The 22,639-nt window shown below is 70.4% G+C and carries 22 protein-coding genes and 2 pseudogenes; 9 read left to right on the top strand and 15 right to left on the bottom strand.

The genetic code is table 11. From position 1 onward, the window contains the following. Positions 1-28: 28 nt before the first annotated feature. From AC0VY3_RS17605 to AC0VY3_RS17590, 4 genes and pseudogenes are all read right to left on the bottom strand, one after another. Positions 29-1,584 (bottom strand): annotated as a pseudogene (locus AC0VY3_RS17605) (FAD-dependent oxidoreductase). Next, positions 1,584-2,312, bottom strand: a complete 729-nt coding sequence (locus AC0VY3_RS17600) for a class I SAM-dependent methyltransferase (protein ID WP_475549988.1) — start codon at positions 2,310-2,312, stop codon at positions 1,584-1,586. The pseudogene AC0VY3_RS17605 and the gene AC0VY3_RS17600 overlap by 1 nt, the downstream one beginning before the upstream one ends. Then, positions 2,309-2,735: pseudogene (locus AC0VY3_RS17595) on the bottom strand (lycopene cyclase family protein); the annotation flags it as partial. The pseudogene AC0VY3_RS17595 and the gene AC0VY3_RS17600, both read right to left, overlap by 4 nt. A 182-nt stretch (positions 2,736-2,917) precedes the next feature. Next, positions 2,918-3,094: a DUF6131 family protein gene (locus AC0VY3_RS17590; RefSeq protein ID WP_258047304.1), complete on the bottom strand. Its 177-nt coding sequence runs from the start codon at positions 3,092-3,094 to the stop codon at positions 2,918-2,920. A 173-nt stretch (positions 3,095-3,267) separates the two neighbouring features. Between AC0VY3_RS17590 and AC0VY3_RS17585 the strand changes: the two genes are divergently transcribed. The 5 genes from AC0VY3_RS17585 (at position 3,268) to ligD (ending at position 6,696) form a co-directional block, all read left to right on the top strand. After that, positions 3,268-3,411, top strand: a complete 144-nt coding sequence (locus AC0VY3_RS17585; RefSeq protein ID WP_475549987.1) for a hypothetical protein — start codon at positions 3,268-3,270, stop codon at positions 3,409-3,411. Beyond that, the gene (locus tag AC0VY3_RS17580) at positions 3,408-4,073 is read left to right on the top strand and encodes an MFS transporter (protein WP_475549986.1); all 666 of its coding nucleotides are present in this window, start codon (positions 3,408-3,410) and stop codon (positions 4,071-4,073) included. The genes AC0VY3_RS17585 and AC0VY3_RS17580 overlap by 4 nt, the downstream gene beginning before the upstream one ends. A 9-nt stretch (positions 4,074-4,082) precedes the next feature. Beyond that, the gene (locus tag AC0VY3_RS17575) at positions 4,083-4,544 is read left to right on the top strand and encodes an MFS transporter (RefSeq protein ID WP_475551694.1); all 462 of its coding nucleotides are present in this window, start codon (positions 4,083-4,085) and stop codon (positions 4,542-4,544) included. Positions 4,545-4,784: 240 nt separating this feature from the next. Next, positions 4,785-5,720 (top strand): non-homologous end joining protein Ku, encoded by a 936-nt coding sequence (ku, locus tag AC0VY3_RS17570; protein WP_475549985.1) that lies wholly within the window; start codon positions 4,785-4,787, stop codon positions 5,718-5,720. A gap of 43 nt (positions 5,721-5,763) precedes the next feature. After that, entirely contained in the window at positions 5,764-6,696 is a 933-nt protein-coding gene (gene ligD, locus AC0VY3_RS17565; RefSeq protein ID WP_475549984.1) for a non-homologous end-joining DNA ligase, read from the top strand. Positions 6,697-6,844: 148 nt separating this feature from the next. On the opposite strand, the gene AC0VY3_RS17560 is transcribed toward ligD, so the two are convergent. The 7 genes from AC0VY3_RS17560 to AC0VY3_RS17530 all read right to left on the bottom strand — a co-directional run bounded on the left by AC0VY3_RS17560 (position 6,845) and on the right by AC0VY3_RS17530 (position 10,521). Further along, positions 6,845-7,354, bottom strand: coding sequence for an SRPBCC family protein (locus AC0VY3_RS17560; protein WP_103511128.1), 510 nt, complete (start codon positions 7,352-7,354; stop codon positions 6,845-6,847). Next, complete coding sequence (locus AC0VY3_RS17555) at positions 7,351-7,728, bottom strand: ArsR/SmtB family transcription factor (RefSeq protein WP_103511127.1); 378 nt, start codon at positions 7,726-7,728, stop codon at positions 7,351-7,353. The genes AC0VY3_RS17560 and AC0VY3_RS17555 overlap by 4 nt, the downstream gene beginning before the upstream one ends. A 257-nt stretch (positions 7,729-7,985) precedes the next feature. Then, on the bottom strand, positions 7,986-8,219 hold the full coding sequence (locus AC0VY3_RS17550; protein ID WP_258047308.1) for a S1 RNA-binding domain-containing protein: 234 nt from the start codon (positions 8,217-8,219) through the stop codon (positions 7,986-7,988). Positions 8,220-8,242: 23 nt separating this feature from the next. Beyond that, entirely contained in the window at positions 8,243-8,638 is a 396-nt protein-coding gene (locus tag AC0VY3_RS17545; protein WP_475549983.1) for a hypothetical protein, read from the bottom strand. A gap of 73 nt (positions 8,639-8,711) precedes the next feature. Beyond that, the gene (locus tag AC0VY3_RS17540) at positions 8,712-9,086 is read right to left on the bottom strand and encodes a TniQ family protein (RefSeq protein WP_374935512.1); all 375 of its coding nucleotides are present in this window, start codon (positions 9,084-9,086) and stop codon (positions 8,712-8,714) included. A gap of 118 nt (positions 9,087-9,204) precedes the next feature. Next, positions 9,205-9,483 (bottom strand): hypothetical protein, encoded by a 279-nt coding sequence (locus AC0VY3_RS17535; protein ID WP_242740956.1) that lies wholly within the window; start codon positions 9,481-9,483, stop codon positions 9,205-9,207. A 393-nt stretch (positions 9,484-9,876) separates the two neighbouring features. Next, the gene (locus tag AC0VY3_RS17530; protein ID WP_103511124.1) at positions 9,877-10,521 is read right to left on the bottom strand and encodes a ScbR family autoregulator-binding transcription factor; all 645 of its coding nucleotides are present in this window, start codon (positions 10,519-10,521) and stop codon (positions 9,877-9,879) included. Between the two features lie 1,095 nt (positions 10,522-11,616). On the opposite strand from AC0VY3_RS17530, the gene AC0VY3_RS17525 reads away from it, so the two are divergent. Beyond that, positions 11,617-12,207: a TetR/AcrR family transcriptional regulator gene (locus AC0VY3_RS17525; protein WP_103511122.1), complete on the top strand. Its 591-nt coding sequence runs from the start codon at positions 11,617-11,619 to the stop codon at positions 12,205-12,207. Between the two features lie 19 nt (positions 12,208-12,226). Here the strand turns inward: AC0VY3_RS17525 and AC0VY3_RS17520 are convergent, their stop codons facing one another. Next, complete coding sequence (locus AC0VY3_RS17520; protein WP_475549982.1) at positions 12,227-13,249, bottom strand: SMP-30/gluconolactonase/LRE family protein; 1,023 nt, start codon at positions 13,247-13,249, stop codon at positions 12,227-12,229. A gap of 186 nt (positions 13,250-13,435) precedes the next feature. Between AC0VY3_RS17520 and AC0VY3_RS17515 the strand changes: the two genes are divergently transcribed. Then, entirely contained in the window at positions 13,436-15,244 is a 1,809-nt protein-coding gene (locus AC0VY3_RS17515) for a flavin-containing monooxygenase (protein WP_103511120.1), read from the top strand. A 76-nt stretch (positions 15,245-15,320) separates the two neighbouring features. On the opposite strand, the gene rph is transcribed toward AC0VY3_RS17515, so the two are convergent. The 3 genes from rph to AC0VY3_RS17500 all read right to left on the bottom strand — a co-directional run bounded on the left by rph (position 15,321) and on the right by AC0VY3_RS17500 (position 20,272). Next, positions 15,321-17,984, bottom strand: coding sequence for a rifamycin-inactivating phosphotransferase (gene rph / locus AC0VY3_RS17510; RefSeq protein WP_475551693.1), 2,664 nt, complete (start codon positions 17,982-17,984; stop codon positions 15,321-15,323). 422 nt (positions 17,985-18,406) lie between these two features. Further along, positions 18,407-19,087, bottom strand: coding sequence for a response regulator transcription factor (locus AC0VY3_RS17505; protein WP_242740951.1), 681 nt, complete (start codon positions 19,085-19,087; stop codon positions 18,407-18,409). Further along, positions 19,088-20,272, bottom strand: coding sequence for a sensor histidine kinase (locus AC0VY3_RS17500; protein WP_103511118.1), 1,185 nt, complete (start codon positions 20,270-20,272; stop codon positions 19,088-19,090). Between the two features lie 190 nt (positions 20,273-20,462). Between AC0VY3_RS17500 and AC0VY3_RS17495 the strand changes: the two genes are divergently transcribed. Together AC0VY3_RS17495 and AC0VY3_RS17490 are read left to right on the top strand one after the other, a co-directional pair. After that, the gene (locus AC0VY3_RS17495; protein WP_103511117.1) at positions 20,463-20,786 is read left to right on the top strand and encodes a hypothetical protein; all 324 of its coding nucleotides are present in this window, start codon (positions 20,463-20,465) and stop codon (positions 20,784-20,786) included. Positions 20,787-20,910: 124 nt separating this feature from the next. Further along, positions 20,911-22,386 carry an alpha/beta hydrolase gene (locus AC0VY3_RS17490; protein WP_103511116.1) on the top strand — a complete coding sequence of 492 codons (1,476 nt, stop codon included), beginning with the start codon at positions 20,911-20,913 and terminating at the stop codon, positions 22,384-22,386. Positions 22,387-22,639 lie beyond the last annotated feature (253 nt).

Raw genomic sequence — 22,639 nt, 5'->3', positions numbered from 1 at the left:
CTTTCATAGGCTCCGCAGGGCCCCTCCGTCAGTCGGCCAGCGCGGCGAGCCGGCGCAGAACGGCCGGCCGTCCCCCGCGCGGGACGGTCCAGAGCGTCTGTCCACGTACGCCGCACCGTTCCAGCAGGGCGTTCGCGGCGAGGAATCCGCTGGTGGCCGCGCGTTCCATCAGGGCCACGGGCAGATCGGTGCGGACCATGTCCCCGGCCACGGTGACCGTGGGGTCGGGGCTGCGCACGCCGGGCCGGTCCCGGTAGCCGCCCACGGGGAACATAGGGCAGTCCGCCCGCCATTCGTGGCGCTCGTCCAGGTTGCGGGCGCTGCGGGTCTCGGGGTAGATCCGGTGCAGTTGTCTCAGCGTCTCGTCCTGTACCGCGGACCGGTCGCAGTCCGGTGCGACGGCGTAGGCGTGGAGCTCGACGACCGAGCCTCTTGTACGCCGGGCCCAGCGGGCGGCCTCTCCCTCCCAGCGGTCGAGGACGCTCACGTTGTCCAGCGGACCGTAGCCGCTGGTGCCCAGGAACCCCGGCCGGTCGTACGCCACGGGCCGGTCGAGCCAGAGCCGTGAGACCAGGAACGGCGGGGCGGTGCGCAGCCGTGCGATCCGTGCGCGCCAGCCGGTGTCGCCCAACTCGGGAGACGCGGCGACGAGGCGGCGCAGGGCGCCGCTGTCCAGGGCGAGGACGAGGGCGTCGTACTGGATGGTGCGGTCGTCGGTCGTGAGGTCCAGCCCGCCGTTGGGCAGGGGCGAACCTGCCGGACCGGCGTCTGTGTCCTTACGTCGGCGCCGTGGACTTCCAGGTAGCGGTGAAGCGGTTCCCACAGGGCTGTGGGGAACGGTTCGCCGGGCACCTCGAAGAGCAGGCCCTCGTTGGAGCCGAGGAAGTAGATGCGGAACATCAGCCCCAGTTCGGCCGCCGACAGTTCACGCGGGTCGGCGAAGAAGCTGCGGGAGAAGACCTCGCTCGAACGCCAGGTGGTGGGCAGCCTCAGGGAACCGGATGCGGTGGAGGAAGTCGGTGGCGCTGATCCCGTCGAGTCGTTCGTAGACCTCGGGCACCCGCACGTCCAGCAGCCCCAACGCCGCCCTCGGGTTCATCCGGGTCAGGTCCCCCAGACCGAATGTGGGGCTGAGAGCGACGAACCCCATGGCGCTGAGCGGAGGTGTGCGCGGCACCCGAGCGAAGCTGTCCCGCAGGCCGGAGTCGTGCCGCAGCGGATAGTCGGGCAGCCGGGTCAGGGAACCGAGGTCCGGGTCGACCCGACGCAGAAGACCTCGCAGGTTGTAGTACTGCCGGAAGAACGCGTGGAACCCGCGGCTCATCGTCACCGTGGTGCCGTCGGCGAGCTCGGTGGGCCACCCGACAGCTTCCCGCCCAGGCCCGGTTCGCGCTCGTGGAGAGTTACGCGTGCGCCGCGTTCGGCCAGGAGGGTGGCCGCCGCGATCCCTGCGATGCCGCCGCCGACGACAGCCACCGCGGGAGCGTGCCCCCTGAACCGGGCGCGGGCGGCCGGTGCCGGCACGACTGCCGCCTGCCGGTCCCGGCCGCGCCGGTGGCCACTGCCGCTGTCCCGCAGGAACATCACGCCTGCACTCCCGCGCCCGCGGTGGTGCGACCGACGAAGGTGTGGGTGATACCGGTCTGCCAACCGGGCAGCGGGAGGATGCGTACGTCGGCGAAGCCGGCCCGGCGCAACCGCTGGGCGAACGCGGGAGCCGTGTCGAACCGGGTGACACTGACCCGCAGGTGACGGTAGAGGCCGGCGTCCCCGGCGAGCCGTCCGGCAGGCTGAATGATCAGTGAGCAGACCGCGTTCCACAGGGCACGGTGGACGGGTGATCCGCCGAGCGCGTACTCGTGGACGGCGAGGCGGCCGCCCGGTACGAGCAGACCGCGCACCATGTCGAGGGCCACGTCGGGGTCGGTGAGATTACGGAAGAGGTAGCCGGCGAACACCGCGTCGAAGGAACCGGCTTCCAGCCGTCCGGCCAGCTCCTCGACCGGGTGATGCGCGAAGTCGACGCTCTGCGGCCAGCTCTTGGCCGTCGCGCGGTCCAGCATTCCTGCGGACGCGTCGACTCCGGTGATTCGGGCGCGCGGGGCGGCAGCGAGAAGCGCAGCTGTGGAAGCGCCCGTTCCGCATCCCAGGTCGAGCACGCGCAGCCCTCTTCCCCCCTCCGGCAGGCCCAGTCGGCGTGCGGAGCGGCGCAGGTGCGCGTGGTAGCCGGGGCTGGCCGAGACGAGGCGGTCGTACGCGGCGGAGCCGTGGTCGAAGGCCTCGGACAGTGCGTCACCACGCAGCAAGGTCATGGAGTGCTCTCTTCGTGGGCGGGCGGTGAGGGAGGAAGCGGAGCCGCTGGGCTTTCACGCCGGATTCTGAAGGGGAGTTCGAAGACGGTCCGCAGCATGGGGGCCATCGGTGTCCGCAGGCCTACGAGCAGGTCCTCGTGCAGCTGCGAACTGCCGTCCATGAAGCTGAGCAGCCGCTCGCCGGGAACACCGCGGAAAAGGCGGCTGAAGAAGTCCGCGCCGTTCACCCTGCCGCTGTCCAGGGCCCAGCATCACGGCGTCCATCATCCGCGCCCGCCGCCCGTACGGGACGGGCATGCGCAGGGGGCGTCCGGCGCGCAACTGATCGGCGATGGCTCGGCTCTGTCGCTGCACGGCCGCGAAGGTGTAACCGGTCGACGGGCGGGTCGCTCCTCCGGCGGTTCCGATGCGATAAACCGAACGTTCATTCGCACCTTGCCGCGCCGATACTTCGGTCTCGCACGTGACCACCGAAGCCCTGCTCAAACCTGCCGTCGCTGCACTTCCCTTGATGATCCGCACGTTCTGACAGGCCGTCGGCGGTGGGGTGCAGGAGATCGCGGACTGCGCACTCGATGCCGCGATGGCCCCGGAGGATCAGCCTGTCACCAGTAGTGCCGTCGTCCTCCCACCGCGTGCCCCAGGGCTCCGAGAGCCCACAGCACCGCGCCGATGGCCACCAGGATGATCCCGATGGTCCACAGGACACCGATGCCGGCGATCACGCCAATGATCAGGAGAATGAGGCCGAGGATGATCATGGTGCCTCCGATCATGGACATTCTCTGTTACCAGGTTCGCTCCGTCGCGCCCAGCCCACAACCGGGGGCGGCCCGGCCCCCCGGCCGCACCGGCACGGCATATCGTCCTGGCCGCCGACGGACAGGTCGCCGCGAAGCCGTACGTCCTGCTGTGCAAGCGGAAGATCTGGCCGAGCCTGTTGCGCGAGTCCGGCGTGGTCTTCGTGCGCGCCGAGGGCCGCAAGTGCATGATCCGGCTCCGCGAAGATGACCTTGAAGCACGCTTCCCGGGCCTGCTCGGCACGGTGCTCACCGGCTACGAGAACGCCGACGACGACCGCGGGGAGGCCGACGCATGATCCGCAAGGTGTGGCCCCTGGCCCTCGCCGCCGTCTCGCTGACGGCCACGGTGTCGATGATCGGCCTGGGCGTCACGACGTTTACCGCCGCCTACGCGGTCGCCGGGCCGCTGCTGTCGGGAAGGCTTACCCGCGGCAGCACGGCACGGGCGCTGCTCATCGCGCTCGGGCTGTTCAACCTCGGAAACCTCGTCACCACGATCGCGCCGGGCATCGAGGTCTTCCTCGCCTCGCGCGTGGTGGGCGGCGTGGGCGCGGGCATCCTCACGGCCGTCGCGACCGCCACAGCCGCTGCGATGGTCGCCGACCACGAACGGGGCCGCGCCATGTCTCTGGTGACCTTCGGGCTCTCCGCCGGCACGGTCGCGGGCGTGCCGGTCGGGATGATCATCGGCCGGAATGCCGGGTGGCGCTGGACCATGGCCCTGGTCGCACTCATCGGCGTGGTCAGCATGGCGGCGCTGGCCTTCCGCGGGAAGACGCTCCCACGTCTCGACGCAGCGGCGGGCGGGTCCGCGTTCACTGTGCTGCGATCGAGCCGGACCAGCGTCGGCATCGTGGCCGCCTTCCTCCTGGGCGTCGCGGGCCTTGGCCTTTACACCTACCTGCTGCCCATGGCCGAGGACCGAGGGCTCGGGGGCCTGGGCTTTGCCCTGGTCTGAGCCTGGGGCATCGGCGGCGTCACCGGCTCCGCGCTGATCGGCAAACCGCTCGACCGCTACGGCCCCAAGCCGCTGCTGGTCACGCTGCCCGCCCTGCTGGCGCTGAGCTTCGCCGCGGTATGGCTTTCCTCTTCGCCGATCGTGTGGCTGATCGCGGCTGCGGTCTGGGGCGCGGCCGGCTGGGCGAGCGTCCCGACGCTGCAGCAGGCACTCACCGCGCACCGGCCCGCGCAGGCAACGTCCACCATCGCGTTCCAGCTGGCCGCGATGTACCTGAGCTCCGCCGTCGGGGCCGCCCTCGGCGGCGCGTTGCTCACCGCGGGCGACGGCCCCCGGCCGGCCGGCCTCGCAGCCTGGGCGCTCGCTCCTGCGGTTCTTGCCATGGCGCTCACCAGCTGGATCGCGACCCGCGCTCCAGCGCGTCAGGCGCCAGAACCGGCACAGACAGCCGCCTGCAAGAGCACAGCATGACCGATCACGCCCCGGACCCTATTGGCTTCGTCGGCCCCGGACCGGCCACGCCGCGCGAACTCGCCCTGATGAGGACCCGCCACGTCGGGCGGAGCGCTCGCCACCTTCACCGAGACCGGACAGCTGGTGAAGATGCGGGTCGTCAGCCCCAGCGTGAGGATCACAAGTACGGGCAGCCGGCCCGGGGGCTCCCGCCCGACGCTCGTCCGCTTCTCGCCCGCGGGGTTCTGGAGGTCAAAGATGCCGCGTCCGCTGTGGACCGGAGCCATCAGCTTCGGGCTGGTCACGATCCCGGTGAAGGTCGTGTCCGCGACCGAGGACCACGACGTGCACTTCCACCGGGTGCATCTGGAGGACATGGGCCGGGTTCGGACCCGGAAGGTCTGCGAGCTCGACGGCGAGGTCGTCACTCAGGACGAGATCGGCAAGGGTTACGAGATCGCGAAGGACCAGACGGTTCCGGTGACGGACGAGGAGTTGGAGCAGATGCCGCTGCCGACGGCGAAGGCGATCGAGATCGCCGCGTTCGTCGACGCCGGCACGATCGACCCGGTCCGCATCAGCGACTCCTACTACCTGGCCGCCGACGGGCAGGTCGCCGCGAAGCCGTACACCCTGTTGCGCAGAGCGCTGGAGCGGTCCTCGAAGGTCGCGGTGGCGAAGTTCGCGTGGCACGGCCGTGAGCGCTTGGGTCTGCTGCGGGTCCGGGAGGGCGCGATTGTGCTGCACTCCATGAAGTGGCCTGACGAGGTCCGCAGTCCCGACGAGCTGGCCCCGCGCGAGGTCGAGGTCGGGGAGGAGGAGATCGAGCAGGCCCTGCAACTGGCCGAGCGGATGACGATCGAGGACCTGTCCGGCTTCCGGGACGAGTACCGCGAGGCCCTGGAGGACATCATCGCGGCGAAGTCCGAGGGCAAGCCCGTTCCCGCCCCGGCCGAGGACGGGAAGCAGGAGAAGGGCGAGGTCGTGGACCTGATGGCCGCCCTGAACGCCTCCGTCAAGACGGCTCAGGAATCCCGCGGCGATCGTGGCGAGGGCGCCACCGTGCACGAGATGCGGCCGTCGAAGAAGACATCCCGAAAAACACCAGCGAAGCAGACTGCCGCTTCGAAGAAGTCCACGGCGTCGAAGAAGCCTGCGAAGAAGACGGCCGCGAAAAAGCGCAGTGCCTCCTGACCCTCCTCCTGCTGCGGGTGCCGTCCTGCCGAGGATCGAACCGATGCTCGCAACTCCCGGGCCTCTGCCACCAACGAATGTGGAGGACCGGTGGGCGTTCGAGGTGAAGCAGGACGGCCAGCGGGCCATGGTCTACCTGCCGGGTGACGGCACCATAGTCCTGCGAGCACGTTCAGGTACGGACATCACCGCCGTCTACCCCGAGCTCCTCCCCCTCGCCGAGGCCCTCGGCGCACGGAGCGCCGTGCTGGACGGGGAAATCGTGGCACTCGACGATCAGGGCCGAAGCGACTTCGAGCGCCTCCAGCAGCGGATAGGCCTATCGGACTCCCCCGCAAAGGCCGCGCGCATGGCGGCCCGGGTGCCCGTGCACCTGATGCTGTTCGACGTCGTGCACCTCGACGGCCAGCTCCTGACCGGACTGCCGTACGCGGAACGGCGCGAACTTCTGGAAGGCCTCGGGCTGGACGGGCCCGCCTGGTCGACGCCCGCTGCGATCGTCGGACACGGAGCCCAGGCCCGGGAGGTGGCTCGGGACGCCGGGCTGGAGGGGCTGATCGCGAAACGGCTCACCTCCCGGTACGAGCCCGGGGCACGGTCGAAAACCTGGCTGAAGGTCAAGGTCCACCGCCTCGCCGACGTGGTGATCGGTGGGTGGGTCCCCGGGCGCGGCCGGCTGACCGGCCTGCCCGGGGCGGTTCTGGTCGGTGAGCGGCGCGACGGATTGGTGCATTACGCGGGCAGCGTCGGCACCGGCTGGAGCGAGGCCGAACGCGCCCGCCTCGCCGAGCTACTCCAGGCCGCGGCTATCGACGCCTGCCCTTTCGCGCAGATCCCGCCGGTGGCCGGAGCCCGGTGGGTGCTCCCCCGGCTCGTCGGCGAGGTCCGCTACTCCTCCCGTACTCGCGCCGGGCGCCTGCGCCACCCCTCCTGGCACCGACTACGCCCCGACCTGGCACCCGAGGACCTGGCCTGAGAGTGCGTTGGGCGGACGTTCGGGGCAGGGCGGAAGCTGCAGGCCCTTCGCGTGGGGAGGCCCGCACCCTGTCAGCACCCTCTGGACAAGCCCCCCGTTTCGAAGGGGCGGAGGAACTAGATTTCCGTACTCGGTGCCCTGCTGTGGCTCAGCTGAACATGTCGAGATAGTGCTGTGCGTGGGCCGGGTGGTAGTCGCCGAAGTCGACGGATGCCGGGTCACCGCCGGTCTCGGCGGCGACGAGCCGGTCGAGGTAGTAGTCCCAGCCGGGGCCCACTCCGCCCGCCATCGCCGGGTCGTCGCCGACGGACTGGGTGAAGGTGAGCGTGGTGGCGCCCTCGTGCTCGACGAGTGTGAGAGTCATGTGCCAGACGAGTTCCTCGCCGGGTACCCGCGACGTGAGGACCAGTCGGCGGGGGGCCTGGCACTCCTGGATGGTGAAGAGTTCCGCCGGGTGGTCGTCGCCCTCGTAGAGCATCCGGAAGTCGACCGCGCCGGTCGATGGGTCGCCGGTCCATTCGCCGATCCATCGAGCCAGGCGGTCCGATTCGGTGACCGCCGCCCAGACGTCCTTGATGCCGGCCCGGAAGGTGCGGTCGAAGGCGATGGTGTCCAGGCCGTCGATGGTCACGCGACGCCCGGTGGGGGTGCTGGTCATGCGGATGCCTCCTGAGGTCTTCCGGTGCCGGGAGCGGCGTCGTTGCCGGCCCGGCGGTCGTGGACGGTTCTGCGGACCTCCAGGTCGAGGGCGTCGAAGGCGCTCTCGGGGATCGGGGAGCGGCGCCCGGCGAGTTCGTCGAGCAGGGCGCGGACCGGGGCGAGGCCCGGGCGGGCGAGCGCGTAGTGGCGCTCGCGACCGTGGTCCTCGACGGTGGCCAGCCCTGCCTCGGTGAGCAGTCGCAGATGCTTGCTCACCGCGGGTCGGCTGATCGGGTGCTGTGCCGCGAGGTCGACCACCCGGGCCGGGCCGGAGGCGAGGGCGCGCAGCAGGTCACGGCGTACGGGGTCGGCCAACGCGATGAACGGGTCCACGCATCATTAGTAACCCATTGGTTACCAATTTGCAAGGCCTCGGCTCCACGGCTCCAGGTTCCCCTGACGGGGAAACGGCGCGACGCCTGGCCGCGGCGGTGATCGTCGGCGTGCGCGAAGGGCGGCGCGCTACAGGTGTGTACCTGAGCGCGGTACCTGGCCTCGATGGCCAACTCCGGTGCTCGACCTCACGACAGCGAAGGCGGGCAACGGCTGTCTCGGCCTCGCCTGATCTGTGCGCCGGATTCCCTTCGTCGTCAGTCACACAGCTGACCTTCTGTGGCAGAGGCAGCCTGGACATGTGACAGAACCATGCGGCGGTGCGCGAGATCGACGTCGATGATCTTCACCGCGAGGACGTCGCCGACCTCGACGAGGCCCCCGGACGATTCATTCAGCTCGCTGGTGGGCACGAGCCCCTGGAAGCCGTCCTCTCGGTCCTCGATGCGGACGAAGACGCCGAACGGCACGACGTCGGTGACCGGCCTCATAACCACCTGGCCGACCCTCTGCGCTACCTGCGGCCACGGGTCTTCCTGCACTGCTCGGAGCGACTGCGGCACCCGTTCCCGGACCATGTCGACATCGAGGTGAACAGCGGGAGGTCCTCACCGGCATACATGGAAACGACGCCGGCAGCACGCGCGCTGGTGAGCTGGGAGGTCACCGCCTCGAACTGGGTCTCGTCGACGACCGTGCTCGTGATCTGACCGTCCTCGTCCTCCCAGACGATCTCCACGAGGCCTTCGTCGGGCAGAGCGGCCACGGCCTGGTCAACGGCGGTGAGCAGGTCCGGCCAGACTGCCAGCTGCGCGCGTGGAGCCAGTGGGGCGCGCACGGTCTCGATGTTGCCGAGGCTCAGGCGGTGCCACCGGGAGGCGTTGCCAGCGAAGACCTCCTCCAGGAACACCGCGCAGTGGGCACTGACGGTCCACTGCAGGCGGGCCGTTGGAGAATGCGGGGGCTTCGCAGGCTGGGCATCGTCAGGCCAGGTGACGGTTGTGGTCTGGGCAGATGAACGTGTGCGGGAGCCGCCAGGAGCCTTGCCAGATGGGGCCGCCGGGGAGATCGGCGGTGTCGGAGAGGCAGTCGGGGCAGTAGCGGCTGAAGGTGGTGAACACCCATCCGCTGTTGGCCATGCCCAAGGGGCTTTGACGCTGCCCGAGGTAGACGGCGCCGAGCGGGGCGTAGCCGGGGGCCTGGCCGGCCAGGGTGAGGCTGTGGATCTCCGCTGTTGCGAGTCGGCAGATGGTGGCGATCTGCTGAGCCTGGTCGGCGTCGAGACGAACCAGGGGCTGTGTGGGGATGCTGTTGCCCTGGAGGAGGCCGCACCGGTTCCCGAGATCGCCGGGCGGGATGCCGATGCGGTGGGACAGGCGCAGGAGATAGCCCGAGGGCGTTGGTGGGTTCGTCGCAGATCAGCAGGGGTGCGGGCGAAGGCGCGGGCGGGGGCCCTGTGTTCGTTCGTCGGCGGTGTCAGCGGGCGTCGGTGGGCGGGTCCTCGCCATCCGCCGGTCCGGTCCGGTCGGCGCCCTTCGACAGGGACCACGCGATCGCGAAGCCGAGGGCCGCCACGAGGGCATAGGAGAGGGACGCGCCCCGGGCGCTCATCATGCTGTCCGAGCCCTTGGTGGGGAACCAGAACTCGGCCGTCGGGCCGTCGGCGACGAACGCCACGAGCGCCGCGACGGCGAGCCCCGAGAACCCGAGCGCGGGAACGCTGCAGACCAGCATCCATATCCATCGTCGCTTCACGACACCTCCCTGTAGGTAGGGCCGTATGGTACGGCCGGGGACCTTCGAGGACGACCTGCGGCCGTTCTACCTCGACGCCTGCGGATTCACGCCGACCACGGCCGGCCTCCTCGCCCTCTGACTCCTCGGCCGACCTGCCGGCCACCTCTCCGGATGCGGCAGCACCCGCCCTGGTACCGGTATCCGCCCCGGTACTGGCAGGTCAGCCGGCCAGGTCTCCTGGGGCGCCCGGGGGGCCCAGGGGGGGCCGGGGGCACCCCGGGGGGCATGCGTGGGGGCGTCCGGGCGGCGGGAGGGCTCTGCGGCGCGGCTCTGCTGGGCTTCCCGGGCCCGTGCCATGGCCGACAGTGCGGTGACAGAGGTGGAGTAGTGGTGGGACGTACGGGCCCTGGCTCACCGCGGGCGGGTTGTACCCGCGGGGCGGCGTGGCGGGCCCAGGCGCAGTCGGGTGAGTACGGCCGGGCGGGCGAGGCCGGGCATGATCAGGGCCCACATGGCGCTGACCTGCTGGTGCAGGGCGTCACGCTCGGCAAGGGCGAGGGCGAGCAGCTGCACGCCGCTGTAGCAGCCGACCAGTGTGCGGGAGGCCTCCCCGGGATCGACGTGGTCCTGGAGCTCGTCGGCGTCCCGGGCGGACTCAAGGACGGCAGTGACGGCCCCCAGCGAAGCCGCGTAGCTGTCGGCGGTCTGGTACGGGCCCGGCTCGATCGACAGGCGTACGGCGGCCCGCAGGACGGGGTCCTCCAGAATGCCGGCGGTGTAGTGGTGGCTGATGTCGATCAGAGCCTGGAGCCAGAGCTCGGGGACCGGACCCGCCGCCATGTGCTCGGACACCTGCTGGAAGTAGTCGTGCTGGTGCGACAGGACCGCGTCGCCGAGCTCTTCCTTGGACGCGAAATGGTGGTAGAAACCCCCGCGGGAGACGTTCGCCAGGCGCTGGATCTCCGGAGTCGTCGCACCGGCATAGCCTTCCCGGTCGAACACGATTCCGGCGGCCTCGACGATCCGCTGAACGGTCCGCTCACCGCGTTCCTGCATCGCCGTCACGCCTCCCTGAGCCGCGTCCGACGCTACCCGAGGCCCCGGCACCACGCCCGTCCTGGAACACCCCCCGCCCAGGCAACGACTGAACAACGAAAAGCCTGAGCAGCGAATAGCTCGGTGGAAAGGAAGGGGGGTGTGCGGTGTTCCTCGGACAGATCGCACACCACACACCCAGACAAAGACAAGGCACCAGAGACCCCGGGGGGGGGCAGGGCCCGAGGGGGCAAAAGCGGCAGGGGCCGCGAGGGCAGAGCCAGGAGCCGTGGGGGAGGCAAAGAGAGCGGAGCAAGAGCCCCGGGGGGAGGCGGGCGTGGGGGGCAGAGCGCTCCGTTGCGTTCGGTGTCGTCGGCCGTGGTCTGGCGCGGAGGCGTGGCTGTGTCCAGGCCTGGCCTAAAAATGGGCCTGGGGATGGGCCGGGGGGCGTGTCAGACATGTCTCCGGGCCCGGTCATCGCCACCGGCCCCACCAGCGCTGCCGCGACGTCCTCCGCGTACGGAAACGAATGCGCCCGTATCGGGATTGCCGTGGGCGAGAACCGGTTCACCCTCGCGGGCTCGAAGCACGACCAGCAACACCAGCACTGGCGCGGGTACGGGCACGGGTACAGGCACGGCGATGAAATGCCTTGTGCGAAAGAGGGGCGGAGACCGGGCCGGTCACCCGATCGTGCGCAGCACCAGCCGTACGACTGCCATGACGCCTCGCCCGATCCATCCGAGCAGTCCCGTCTCCACGGCCAGTTCGGCGGCGTCCATGGCCGTCTCTCCCCGGTCCGACGATCCGGAACGGCACCGGGAACAAGAACGGGGCCAACGTCGTTTCTGCGCACCGCACTTCTTGCACATCGCCATGCCATCGATTCTTCCTGCTGCCGACCCCGAAACACCAATCGAACGCGCGGCCGGACAGTGCTCATACCTTCCACCCATCCGTGGCAGCCGGTGCCGGTGCCTCTACGGCCAACACGGTCGGCCAGACCGCCTGCGGCCCACCAGCACAGAAACCGACACCGAGCGCAGCGAGACCGCCACAGCCGACCAGCGCCGCAACCCCGTGAAGCCGCATTGCCCCGGCCGGTACCCTTCCCGGATGACCGAGCACACCGAGCCGGGCGGACGGCGACCCGCGAACGACGGGCCGAAGGCTGCCGGACGTAACCGGGACGCCCTGGTCGCCGCCGCCCGGGAGGTCTTCGCGGAGCACGGGCTGGAGGCTCCGCTGTCCGCGATAGCGCGCAGGGCCGGGGTCGGGCAGGGCGTTCTCTACCGGCACTTTCCCGACCGGACCGCCGCGGTGACCGCGGTTCTGGAGGAGAACGTGCGGCAGATCGAGCAGGCCGCCGAGGCCGAGAACGCCACCTTCCCCGCGGTGCTCGGCGTGCTGACCTGGCATCTCGCGGAATCTGCCGCATTCATCGGCCTTCTCCACGCCGACCCGGCGGGCAGTCGCTCCGGGATTCGCGCGCACGCCCTGACCCTGTCCGGGCGCGTCGAGCGTGCGTTGCGCAAGCATCTGCCTCCCGGTCATCGGCTGGGGTCGGCGGACGACCTCGTGCTGTCAGTGGCCATGGTCTCCGCCGCCGTCATCGGCGCCACCCGCAAGGAACGCGAGCACCGGGCGCTGGCCGCCTGGCGGTTGCTCGGTGTCGAGGTGGGGCCGGTACGGGCCTTCGGCGGTTGAGCTGCGGGGCATGTCCGTTTCAGCCGCCATTGGACTGCCGGATACCCTCCGCGAGCGCGTCGAAGGTGTACAAGTAGCCTCCCGCGGGGCCGCTGACGGTCATGTACGCCTTCGTCCCGCCGGGCGTGATGGCCACGTTCGTCGCCGACTCCAGACCTCCGGCGCGGGAAGGGACCTCGACCGTCGCCAGCCGCTCACCGTGCCGGTCGTACACAGCCATGGCCGCCCGCCCGTGCAGCCCCTGGTAGAGATTGCCGTCCGCGTCGACAGCGATCGAGTCGGTCTGAGCGATCCCGGCGTCCACACGGATCGCGGTGTGCCGGGAGAGCACTGCGCCTCTTTCGTCGAGGCGCAGGTAGGAGATCCGGTTCTCGGTGAGTTCGCTGAACCACAGCCCCCGGTGGTCCTCGTCGAACGAGATCCCGTTCGGTGCGGCCAGGTTCTCGGCCAGGACCGTGGCCTCCCCGCCCTCACGGCCGATCCGCACCACACGGCCCAGAGCCTTGCCCTCGGACAGGCCCCGTGAGTCGCTGACGTACAGATTGCCCTCCTGGTCGAACGCGATGTCGTCGGGGTTCATCCGCGCTCCTTCGATCTCGCCGGAGAAGAAGGTCCGCAGGTCGCCCCCGTCGGGGGCCAGGCTCACGACCTCGCCGTGCGCGAAGTCGCTGAGGTAGAGCCGCTGGTCGTACGGGCTGAACTGGGCCGAGGTATAAGCCCCTTTGCCGTCGGTGTGGACCGCGCGGGACGTCTTCTTCGCGACGTCGACGCGGATGACCTTGGGCTTGCCCTCGGGTGCGGTGACATCGACGACGTACAGGCCGCCGTCCTTGCCGAACACCGGGCCCTCCAGCAAGGTCATTCCCGTCTCGGCGTGCGTCCGGGTCAGCTGCATCAGCTTCTGCGCCCGGATCGTCCGCCTGTCCGCGGAGGCCGTCGTTCGTTCTCCTTCCGGGTCGGCGGGCTTGGTGCCGCATCCCGTCAGGAGCAGTGCGCCGATCGTGGCCAGCACCGTGAGACGCCGGGCCGGTGTTCGCTGCATAACGGGTCACTCTTCCTGTCCACGGTGCGGATTCCCGAGGCGGCGTGCGTACGTACGCCTCTGTCCTTGGCTTGATGTCGTCGCCGCCACCGAACCACAACCGGACAGTTCTGTCCGGTAGTTGCTACGGTAGCGGACGAGTCGCCCGCCCGGGACCGACCCCGACCACCGGATCGAGGCCCCCGCATGACGAACCCTCACGTACCGGCCCGTCACGAGCCGGCCGCACTGCGCGAGCGCTACCGCTCCGAGCGCGAGCGGCGCGTCCGGCCCGACGGCGCCGCCCAGTACCGGGACGCCGAAGCCGAGTTCGGCTACTACGCCGCCGACCCCTACACCAAGGAGCCCCATAGGCGCGGCCCTTGTCACGACACCGTCGACGTCGCCGTCATGGGCGGCGGCTTCGGCGGCATCCTCGCCGGGGCACACCTGCGTCAACAGGGCGTGGAGCGCGTGCGGTTCGTCGAGAAGGGCGGCGACTTCGGGGGCACCTGGTACTGGAACCGGTACCCGGGTGTCCATTGCGACGTCGAGTCCCACGTGTATCTGCCGATGCTCGACGAAACCGGCTACGTACCGGAGTGGAAATACGCCCCCGGAGACGAGATCCGCCGCCACGCCGTACGGATCGCGGACGCCTTCGGGCTCTACACCGACACCCTGTTCTCCACCGGCGTCACCTCGCTGACCTGGGAGGAGACTTCCGGTACATGGATCGTGGCCACCGACCGCGGTGACGCCTTCAGGGCCACCTACGTCGTCAACGCCACCGGCACCCTCACCGACCCGAAACTCCCCGGGATCCCCGGCATCGAGAAGTTCACCGGCCACACCTTCCACACCTCACGGTGGGACTACGCCTACACCGGCGGCACGCCGCAGGGCGGCATGACCCGCCTCGCGGACAAACGCGTGGGCATCGTCGGCACCGGAGCCACCGGCATCCAGGTCATCCCGATGCTGGCCCAGGACTCCGCCCACCTCTACGTCTTCCAGCGCACCCCCTCCACCGTGGACGTACGTGCCAACCGCCGCACCACCGCCCAGGACGTCGGCGCCGGCCACGACGGCTGGGCCCGAGGGCGACGGGAGAACTACCTCCGCATCGTCTCCGGCGAGAACAGCGACCACGACCTCGTCGCCGACCGGTGGACCGAATCAGCGGGCCTGCTGGAAAAACTCCTGCCCAGCTTCCGCCGGCACGGCGACCGGGCAGCCTTCGAAGCCGCCTACGAGGCCGCCGACGCCGCCAAGATGAACGAGCTGCGCACCCGCGTCGAACAGAGCGTCACGGACCCGGAGACGGCGGAGAAGCTCAAGCCCTGGTACCGCTATGCCTGTAAACGCCCTACCTTCTCCGACCTCTACTACCCAGCGTTCAACCGCGACAACGTCACCCTCGTCGACACCGCGGACACCCATGGCATCGAGCACATCACCGAACACGGCGTCACCGTCGGCGCGACCACCTACGAACTCGACTGTCTGATCTTCGCCACCGGGTTCAACGTCGGAACCTCCGCCATCACCACCGGCAAGCTCCCCGTTCACGGCCGCGGCGGCACCCAGCTGCTCCACACCTGGGCACGACGGGGCCCGCGCACCCTCCACGGCTTCACCAGCAACGGCTTCCCCAACCTCATACACCTGGGCGCCCTCCAGAACGCCAGCAGCGTCAACTTCACCCACATCCTGGACGAACAGGCCCGCCACGCCGCCGCCCTCATCGCAGCCGCCGAAGCCGCCGGCGCCCTCATCGAACCCACACCCGAGGCCGAGGACGCCTGGATCGCCGTCCTGGCCGCGGACGCACCCGACCACGCGTGGTTCCACGCCGAGTGCACCCCCGGCTACTACAACCGTGAAGGCCGCGGCCGGCCGAACGGACCCTTCGCCTACCCCCACAGCGCCGTCGCCTTCCACGCACTCCTCGCCCGCTGGCGCGCCGAATCCATTCAGGAAATCCTCCGGGACCGAACCGGCCACCACAGCTGACGCGTCGTACCCGGCCCTGCTCCGGACCGCCCCCGGGCCGGTTCGGAGCAGGGCCGGGTCACGCCGAGCCGGGCCGTCAGGGCAGGATCTCGACGTACCCCTCCCTGCCGTGCACACGGATCCGCTGCCCGTCCCGGATCAGCCCGGTCGCCCGCTCCACCCCCACCACAGCCGGCAGGCCGTACTCCCGGGCGATGACCGCACCATGGGTCATCAGGCCGCCCACCTCCGTCACCAGACCCGCGATGCCGACGAACAGCGGTGACCAGCTCGGATCCGTGAAAGCCGTGACCAGGATGTCGCCCGCCTCAAGATCGGCCCGCGCCATGTCCAGGACGACGCGGGCCCTTCCCTCGACCGTCCCGGCCGACACCGCCAACCCGGTAAGCGCCCCCGCCGGCACATCGTCACGCCGGTACACCCCGGTGAAAACCTCACCCTCCGACGTGAGCACCCGCGGCGGCGTCAAGGCGTGATACGAACGGAACGCCTCCCTGCGCTGTGCCACAAGGCCGGCGTCCACCCGGTTCGTGCGCACGGCGTCGTGGAGCTCCTGGAACGTGAGGTGGAAAGCGTCCTCCGCCTCCCTGAGCACCCCTGCCCGCACCAGGCGTTCGGCCTCCGCCAGCAGAGCTTGCTTGTAGACGAAGTAGCGGCTGACGATCCCGTACTTCGGATACTCCCGGTACCCGATGAACGTCCTGACCCGGTCGATCATCCGCTGCGTCTCGTCAGCCTTCCCCTCCCCGCCCGGCAGAGCCCGCAGGCGCGACAGCACCTGCTGTTCCTTCCGGCGCGCCTTCTCCCTGCCATCCGCGAAACGCTGGCCCGCCGCGCCCGCCTCGAAGTTCCGTACGTTGTCGAGGATCACCGGCACCAGCGTGACGGGCCGCTCCCGCCAACGCGGCCTGGTGATATCGATCTCGCCCACGCAGCGCATGCCGTACCGGTCGAGATAGCCGACGATCGCCTCGCGCGACCCGGCCCCGCCCGGGAGCCTCTCCAGTTCGTCCAGGAAGTCCCCGCTCCCAGCATCCCCGGCACCGCCCGCGTCCCCGGTGCCCGCGGCTTCCACGGCGTCCCGCAGGAACGCCACCACTTCCGGCCACGGGCGGATCACATCCGCGACGTCGAGCAGGTCCAGCCCCATCTGCGACGTGATGTTGTCCGGCGCGGACAGCGTCAGGGTGTCAGCCGCGTTCTTCTCGCCCAGCCACTCCCCCAGCTTGTCGTTCAGCCACCACGTGGCCTCCATCCCCGCCATGATCACCCGCATGCTCAGCGGATCGCTCAGCACCCGCTTGTGCTCCTCGAAAGCCTCCAGCAGAAACGTGAACAGCGCCGGTCCGCTCTTCGTCCGGATGTCCCGCTCCAGCGCCTCGACCGACGCCCGGCTGCGCTCGATCAGCCCGGTGACGACGGCCGGATCGGTCGCGATCGGAGCGGGGGGCGCACCGGCGGACGGCGGCCTGCCGGGAGCAGTGTCCGAGAGCGGCGGGACGACGTCGCCGCGGTCGACGACGGTCTCCAGGGCATCCCTGATCAGCGGGTCGCCCTTCCCCATCGCATCGAGGAGACCGTCGCGGGTCGCGGGCGAGGCCAGCCGCTCGGTGACGTCGACGAACAGCCTCCCGCCCGCCTCCAGCATCGGCACCAGAGCCGTCAGTTGCCACATCGAGTACCCGAGAGGCCTCATCGGGTCAGTCATCATCTGCCCGTGGCCCACCGAGACGTAGACGTGGTTCTCCTCGTCGCCGCTCTCGGGCACGGGGAAGAGCGTGGTGATCGGCCGGCTCTGAACGATCCGGAAGCCGTCCTTCACCAGACACCACTCGATGTCCTGCGGACAGCCGAAATACGCTTCGATCCGCCGCCCCAGCCGCACCAACTCCACCGCCTGCTCATCCGTCAGCGCCGGACGCTCCCGCTCCCACGCATCGACGGCCACCTCCCGCTTACCACCACCCGGCACAGGACGAACCGCCCGCCGCTTGGCGGCAATCGCCCTGGCCACCACCTCGCCGTTCCGCACCGTGAGGACATCCGGGTTCACCAGACCCGACACCAAGGCCTCGCCCAGGCCGAAGCCTGCCTCCACCGTCGCGACCTTCCGGTTCCCCGAGACGGGATCGGCCGTGAACAGCACACCCGACGCCCGCGGAGAGACCATGCGCTGCACGACCACCGCCATACGGACCGCACGGTGGTCGATTCCGTTGCGCTGCCGGTAGACCACCGCCCGCTCCGTGAACAGCGACGCCCAGCAATGGCTGACGCGACGCAGGACCTCCGACGGCCCGACCACATTCAGGTACGAGTCCTGCTGCCCGGCGAAAGAAGCGGTCGGCGAATCCTCCGCCGTCGCACTGGACCGCACCGCACAGGCAGCCTCCTCGCCAGGACCGGCGAGACCGCCGGGGCCGACGAGCGCGCCCGTGATCTCCGCCGCGATGTCCTCCGGGACAGCGACCTCCTCGATCGTCCTCCGGATCAGCGCGCTGAGCGTACGGATCGCCTCCCGGTCGTCCGGGTCCACACGCGACAACTCATCGAGCCGGCCGTCGAGCGCGGGAGCTTGCGCCATCACCCGCCGAAAGGCATCGGTCGTCACACAGACACCACCCGGCACATGGACTCCCTCGATCCTCGACAGCCCGCCCAGATGCGCGCCCTTGCCGCCGACGACCGCGACCTGCGTCTCGTCGACCTCCCGCAGATCCACCACGTACCGCCCGGTCATCGCGACACCTCCGGGGTGGCCGTCATCCATCGCACCGCGGCGGCCCGCCGGATCACCGGTGTCCCGCTCTCCGTCACACTTCTCTTCGGGCACGTTCTCATCCCTGGTCGTCTTCCTTCCGGCGAGTCCTGCGGCCGACACACCCGGGCAGGCGGGGCCCACCCCCGCAGCCGCACGACCGGTCCCACCCTTGATTCGACGTCACCGCAGACCCGGTTCGCCGACAACAACACGCGTACGTCGTCGCCCTCGATTCCGCAGGCAGCAGCGGTCGGCCGACGATTCTGCGCCCTCCCCCGGGCCTTGCCGCAAGCCCCCCGGTGAGCTATAAGTTGAGAGTGGCAAGGAGAGAGTTTCCCTCCTTGCCTTTGCCGTTTGTGCGACTCCCGTGCGAACCGGCCCATTCAGGGTGATGCCGCGGGTCATTCCTCCGCGTCGCGCACCAGCAGCGCGACCTGCACCCGGTTCTGGACCGCCAGCTTGGAGAACAGGCTGCCGGTGTGTGCCTTGACCGTCGCGACGCTGATGTGGAGCCTCTCCGCGATCTCCGGGTTCCCCAGCCCGTCCGCGATCGCCCCGGCCGTCTCGCGTTCCCGCTCGGTCAGTGCCGACAGCCGGTCCCGCGCGGCCCGACGGGACGCGTCACGGGCATGGGAGGACTGCGGGCCGGTGGCCGCGGCGATCACCCGTGCCGTGGCGGCCGGGGACAGCACGGGGTTGCCGTCCGCGACGGTCCGCACCGCGTCGAGGATCCGCGACGGCTGGGTGTCCTTCAGGACGAACCCCAAGGCTCCGGCCCGCAGCGCGCCGAGCACCAGGTCGTCGGAGTCGAAGGTCGTCAGCATCAGCACCCGGGGCGGCATGGGCCGGGTGAGGAGCTCACGGGTCGCGCTGAGGCCGTCGAGGACCGGCATCCGTACGTCCATCAGCACGACGTCCGGCCGCTGCTCGTCCGCCACCGTGATCGCGGCCCTCCCGTCGGCCGCCTCCGCGACGACGGTCAGGTCCGGCTCACCGTCAATGACCAGCCGCAACGCCATCCGCACCAATTGGTCGTCGTCGACGATGACGACGCGTACCGGCTCCCGCTGCTCACTGTCCACTCAGGTTCTCTTTTCATGGGTGGGGGCCGGCCATGGCAGCCGCACGGTGAGGACGTACCCGTTGTCGGGTGTGGGGCAGTGGTGGAGCGTTCCGCCCGCGAGGTCGACGCGTTCGGTGAGGCCGAGCAGGCCGAATCCCGATGCCGGTGGCCGCTGTGCGGGTCTGTCGGTGGCCGGGGAATTGCGGACGCTGACGCCGAGTCCGTCGCCCGCGCCGCCCTCGACAGCGATGTGGACGCGTGCGCCCGGAGCGTGTTTGGCGGCGTTGGTCAGGCCTTCCTGGACCACCCGGTAGCAGGTCCGGCCCGCGACGTCGGTCGGTGTTCCCGTCACGGTGGTGGTCAGCGTGACGTCCAGGCCCGACGTGCGGGCATCGGCCACCAGGTCGGGGATGCGGTCGAGGGAGGGCTGCGGTGGTTCGGGGTGGCCCGGGTCCGCCCGGAGCACGCCGAGGACGTCCCGCAGCTCTTCCAGCGCCTGGTGGGAGCCCTCGGCGATGCCGCGGACCAGCAGTCGGTTCTCCTCGGCCCTGAGGTCGCCACGGTGGTCCAGCACTCCGGCCTGCATGGCGACCAGGGAAATGCGGTGCGCGAGTACGTCGTGCATCTCGCGGGCGATCCGGTTGCGCTCCAGGACCCGTGCCTGTGCCGCTCGCGCCGCCTGTTCCCGCTCCGCGCTCTCCGCACGGTCCCGCAGAGACCGCACCTCGACGCGTCGCGCGCCGATGGCCATGCCCACGGCCACCGCGATGCCGGCGGTCAGGGCCGGCAGCGCGAGCTGGAGCCAGAACGTGCCCGGCGGGTTCTGGACCGGGTAGAACCCGCCCACGAACTGCGTCGCGGTCACATAGGCCAGGACGACCGCCCCGATCTCCACGGGCCGACGGCGGGTGGAGATCGAGCCCAGGGCCAGAAGGGCGGTGCCGGTGGCGAGTGCCGACGCGGTCGAGGCGATCGTGACCGTCATGGCAACGGCCAGCGGGAACCGCCGCCGCCACGGCAACACGATCAGGCAGGCGAGGGCCACCAGCGGATCGCCGATGCGGAACCAGGGGTCCGGTCCGGCGCCCTGGTTGTGCAGCAGCACGCCGATGTAGAGCCAGATCGGCACGCTCAGCGCCGCGGCCGCCGCCAGCCGCCAGGTCTGCTGCCACCATCCGAGCTGTGGCGCGCCGTCCGTGTTCACCCGTTCAGTATCGCGAAGCCGCAGGGCCGGGGAGTCAGCCCCAGGGCGGATGCGTCTTCGACCGGAGTCGTACGAGCGCCTCGCCACTGGTCGGTCCCGCTCAGGGCCGCGGGGCCGATGTGCCCGGTTGCGCCGCGCGGACAGACTCGTCCCCGTACCGAAACGACCGGACGTGGGACGGAGTGGCGCGATGCGTGAGCGTGGCCTGGTGGCGCTCGAGGCGGCCGGGATGGCGGTGACGGCCCTGGCGTCCCAGGCGGTGATCCGTGGCCTGCTCGACCGGGACACCGCGCTGCTGTGGGGTCTCCTCGGCCGGGTCCCCGGCGGCTCTGCCGGTTCGATGGTGCTCCTCGGGCTCGTCGCGCTGCTCTCCGTGGTGGCCGGTGGCTGGGCGCACATCCGCCGGGAGTCCGCCGTCGAGCGGGCCGGAGGCTATGGGGCGGTCCGCGGCCAGGAGACGGTCCGAACCGGAGTGGGACCGCGGGCCCGGTCTTCCGCCCGGCCGAGGAGGTGAGGGCCACAGAGCGGTGGCCGCTCTCACGACCGCATATCCGTCACGCGCTTCACGCAGTCAGCGGCGGGCGCTGTGAGCCCGCATTTTCCGGCGCCTTGTGCGCCCTTCTTCAGGAGGACATCTGATGCGTAGATCCTTGTCCCTGGCCCTCGCCGCCGGTGCGGTGGCGGTGGCGGCCGCGATGCCGGGAGCGTCGGCGGCGACTTTGGGCGCCGCGGGGACGGGTCCGGAGACCGTGCGATGGGGCCCGTGCCCCGAGGACGTCGCCGCGCCCCGTCTGCAGTGCTCGACGCTCGACGTCCCACTGGACTACCGGCGCCCGGACGGCCGCCGGATCGAGATCGCGATCTCCCGGCTGGCGAGCGAGAACCCGTCGAAGCGCCGCGGTGTGCTGCTGACGGATCCGGGCGGTCCCGGGGGTGCGGGGCTCGATTATCCGGCCGTTCTCGCCGCATCGGGTCTGCCCCAGGAGGTGCTGGACTCCTACGATGTGATCGGCTTCGATCCCCGTGGTGTCGGTCGCAGCTCTCCGGTGACCTGCGATCTGACGCAGGAGCAGCAGTACCGCGGCAATTTCGCTCCGTACGCGCACACCGCGGCCGACGTCGCGCGGGAAGCGGGGTACGCGCGGACCGTCGCGAGGCAGTGCGCCACGTCGCGGACGGCGTGGATGCTGCCGCACATCACCACCGCGAACACCGCGCGCGACATGGACCGGATCAGGGCGGCGCTCGGGGAGCGGAAGATTTCCTACCTCGGCCATTCGTACGGCACGTACCTCGGTGCGGTGTACACGACGATGTTCCCGAGGCGCGGCGACCGGGTCGTGCTCGACAGCAACCTGGGTCCCGGCGGTTACGACGTCGCGGCCATGCGGTTGTTCGCCCGTGGGCTGGAGGACCGGTTCCCGGACTTCGCACGGTTCGCGGCCGCGCACCCCGAGTACGGTCTGGGCAGCACGCCGGAGCAGGTGACCGCGAAGTTCTTCGACCTCGCGAAGCGGTTGGAGAGGAAGCCTGTCCAAGGTGTCGACGGGACGGCGTTCCGCGGGGCCACGTTCGAACATCTCTACGCGGATGCCCTGATGCCGCACCTGGCGGAGCTCTGGCAGGCGCTCGACACGGACCGGCCGTTGCCGCCCTCCTTGCCCCTGCCGGCGAATCTGGAGAACCTCATGGCGGCGCGCTTCTATGTGATCTGCGGTGATGCGCGCTGGCCGGGGACGGTTCGGGAGTACCAGCGCAACGTGGCTGTCGACCGGCTGCGGTATCCGATGCTCGGTGGCTCCACGGCGAGCATCGGTCCGTGCGCGTTCTGGCCGACCGGTCAGGTCGAGCCGCCGGTGCGGATCGGTGACCGGGGTCCGTCGAACGTGCTCATGGTGCAGAACGAGCGCGACCCGGGGACGCCGTTGGCAGGCGCCCGGGAGCTGCGGCGGGCGTTCGGCCAGCGGGCCGTGATGGTGACGGCCGATCAGGGTGGGCACGGCGTCTATCCGTTCGACGGCAACGTCTGCGCGAACGACACGGTGACAAACTTCCTGACGACTGGTCAGCGCCCGGCTCGGGATCTCGGCTGCGCGGCGGAACCGGGCGCGTAGCGGGGGCGTGCGGGGCATCTGGTCGTTGCTGACTGACCACCAGATGCCCTGCACAACAAGGGGTTTGAGCACTTTGCATCATCACCGGCGAACTTTGAACACTGTGGTGACGAAGTATGGACGCCGCCGGTGGAAGCCTCCTACTGTTCTCGGCGCAGCCACCGGATCCCGTCCGGAGCATGCGCTGCCCCACCGCACGAGCCGAACGTTCACCCCCGGGCGCCGGGTGGCCCCACCCACCGCCGCGACGTGC

This window comes from Streptomyces sp. iso_384 (assembly GCF_056172905.1).
The sequence above is the reverse complement of the archived record's forward strand: the minus strand, read 5'-3'. Positions and strand labels throughout refer to the sequence as shown.

What these genes read in the sequence shown, in the direction of transcription:
- AC0VY3_RS17550 (WP_258047308.1), bottom strand. Translation starts at nt 8,219, where the DNA reads ATGAGGCCGGTCACCGACGTCGTGCCGTTCGGCGTCTTCGTCCGCATC.
- AC0VY3_RS17515 (WP_103511120.1), top strand. Translation starts at nt 13,436, where the DNA reads ATGACGAACCCTCACGTACCGGCCCGTCACGAGCCGGCCGCACTGCGC.
- AC0VY3_RS17560 (WP_103511128.1), bottom strand. Translation starts at nt 7,354, where the DNA reads ATGACCAGCACCCCCACCGGGCGTCGCGTGACCATCGACGGCCTGGAC.
- AC0VY3_RS17530 (WP_103511124.1), bottom strand. Translation starts at nt 10,521, where the DNA reads ATGCAGGAACGCGGTGAGCGGACCGTTCAGCGGATCGTCGAGGCCGCC.
- AC0VY3_RS17520 (WP_475549982.1), bottom strand. Translation starts at nt 13,249, where the DNA reads ATGCAGCGAACACCGGCCCGGCGTCTCACGGTGCTGGCCACGATCGGC.
- AC0VY3_RS17590 (WP_258047304.1), bottom strand. Translation starts at nt 3,094, where the DNA reads ATGTCCATGATCGGAGGCACCATGATCATCCTCGGCCTCATTCTCCTG.
- AC0VY3_RS17490 (WP_103511116.1), top strand. Translation starts at nt 20,911, where the DNA reads ATGCGTAGATCCTTGTCCCTGGCCCTCGCCGCCGGTGCGGTGGCGGTG.
- AC0VY3_RS17600 (WP_475549988.1), bottom strand. Translation starts at nt 2,312, where the DNA reads ATGACCTTGCTGCGTGGTGACGCACTGTCCGAGGCCTTCGACCACGGC.
- AC0VY3_RS17525 (WP_103511122.1), top strand. Translation starts at nt 11,617, where the DNA reads ATGACCGAGCACACCGAGCCGGGCGGACGGCGACCCGCGAACGACGGG.
- ku (WP_475549985.1), top strand. Translation starts at nt 4,785, where the DNA reads ATGCCGCGTCCGCTGTGGACCGGAGCCATCAGCTTCGGGCTGGTCACG.
- ligD (WP_475549984.1), top strand. Translation starts at nt 5,764, where the DNA reads ATGCTCGCAACTCCCGGGCCTCTGCCACCAACGAATGTGGAGGACCGG.
- AC0VY3_RS17580 (WP_475549986.1), top strand. Translation starts at nt 3,408, where the DNA reads ATGATCCGCAAGGTGTGGCCCCTGGCCCTCGCCGCCGTCTCGCTGACG.
- rph (WP_475551693.1), bottom strand. Translation starts at nt 17,984, where the DNA reads ATGACCGGGCGGTACGTGGTGGATCTGCGGGAGGTCGACGAGACGCAG.
- AC0VY3_RS17495 (WP_103511117.1), top strand. Translation starts at nt 20,463, where the DNA reads ATGCGTGAGCGTGGCCTGGTGGCGCTCGAGGCGGCCGGGATGGCGGTG.